Consider the following 1,190-nt stretch of genomic DNA (forward strand, 5'->3'; position numbering starts at 1 on the left):
TGCAACCGTATTTTTCATACAAAACCTCTTGACACCGCCCCGAATTTATGTTATATTACTTGGAGCCGCTTGTATGGCCATTATTTTTTGTGGCCGGGGTTTCAAAGCAGACGAGTTGCAAGCTCTCTCACCCCAACAGCGAGATCATCGAAAGGTGTTTTAACAAAACATGTACGCAATCATTGTAACCGGCGGTAAACAATACCGCGTCACCGAGGGCGACGAAATTTTCGTCGAGAAACTCGACAAATACGACGGCGAAGAGATCACTTTTGACAAAGTGCTTGCCGTCGAGGGCGACAACCTGATCACCGGAACCCCGTTTGTAAAAGGCGCTTCGGTCAAGGGAACCGTCGTCAAATCCGGCAAAAACAAAAAAATCAACATCTTTACCTACAAAGCCAAGAAAAACGTGCATCACAAAATGGGTCATCGTCAGCCCTATACAAAGGTGAAGATCGGTTCGATCTCGCTGTAATTTATGATCAAAGCCACCTTCTGTTACCGCGCTAATACCCCAATCGGATTTCAGGTGACGGGTCACAGCGGGACGGCGGAATTCGGAAAAGATATCGTCTGCGCGGCAGTCACATCGGCGGTGATGTTCGCCGTCAACACGATCACCGAAACGTTCGGCGCAAAGGCCACGGTGACGGTCGGCAAAAACTCGGTCTTTGTTGAAAAATGCGAAGACCCCAACGGGCAAAAAATCATCGGTGCGCTCAAAGACCATCTGGCTGTGATTCAAACCGATTACCCGGGTGCACTTAATATCAGGATAATTACCGAAACGGAGGAATAATAAAATGATTAAACTCGGTCTTCAATTCTTCGCTCATAAAAAGGGCGTCGGCTCCACCAAGAACGGACGCGACTCCGAGTCCAAGCGCCTCGGCCTCAAACGGGCCGACGGTCAGCAGGTGCTCGCAGGCAACATTCTGGTCCGTCAGCGCGGAACCCATTTTCATCCCGGCGACAACGTCGGCATGGGCAGCGACAACACCCTGTTTGCGACCGCCGACGGCAAGATGAAGTTTGAGCGTCTTGACCGCGACCGCAAAAAGATCAGCGTCATCACCGAATGAGTTCGGCCCGAGTGAGCTCGGACTGAATAATCTTTCGGTAATCCGACCGATCCGATATTGAATATGAAGAATGGGGCGAGCAGTCGTCCGAAAGCAGGACTCCTG

3 protein-coding genes are annotated in these 1,190 nt (G+C 50.7%); all 3 read left to right on the forward strand.

What is annotated here, in order from left to right; translation table 11 throughout:
- Positions 1-169 precede the first annotated feature (169 nt).
- The 3 genes from rplU to rpmA are packed head-to-tail and all read left to right on the forward strand — an operon-like array spanning position 170 to position 1,085.
- Positions 170-478, forward strand: a complete 309-nt coding sequence (gene rplU, locus PKH29_11530) for a 50S ribosomal protein L21 (protein ID HNX15467.1) — start codon at positions 170-172, stop codon at positions 476-478.
- A 3-nt stretch (positions 479-481) separates the two neighbouring features.
- The gene (locus PKH29_11535; protein ID HNX15468.1) at positions 482-802 is read left to right on the forward strand and encodes a ribosomal-processing cysteine protease Prp; all 321 of its coding nucleotides are present in this window, start codon (positions 482-484) and stop codon (positions 800-802) included.
- A 4-nt stretch (positions 803-806) separates the two neighbouring features.
- Positions 807-1,085 carry a 50S ribosomal protein L27 gene (rpmA, locus tag PKH29_11540; GenBank protein ID HNX15469.1) on the forward strand — a complete coding sequence of 93 codons (279 nt, stop codon included), beginning with the start codon at positions 807-809 and terminating at the stop codon, positions 1,083-1,085.
- The last annotated feature ends 105 nt before the right edge of the window (positions 1,086-1,190 follow it).

The sequence above is a fragment of the Oscillospiraceae bacterium genome (assembly GCA_035353335.1).
GTDB lineage: Bacteria > Bacillota > Clostridia > Oscillospirales > JAKOTC01 > DAOPZJ01.

Bases quoted from the DNA above. Each gene is read 5' to 3' on its own strand.
- rplU (HNX15467.1), top strand. From the start codon at position 170: ATGTACGCAATCATTGTAACCGGCGGTAAACAATACCGCGTCACCGAG.
- PKH29_11535 (HNX15468.1), top strand. From the start codon at position 482: ATGATCAAAGCCACCTTCTGTTACCGCGCTAATACCCCAATCGGATTT.
- rpmA (HNX15469.1), top strand. From the start codon at position 807: ATGATTAAACTCGGTCTTCAATTCTTCGCTCATAAAAAGGGCGTCGGC.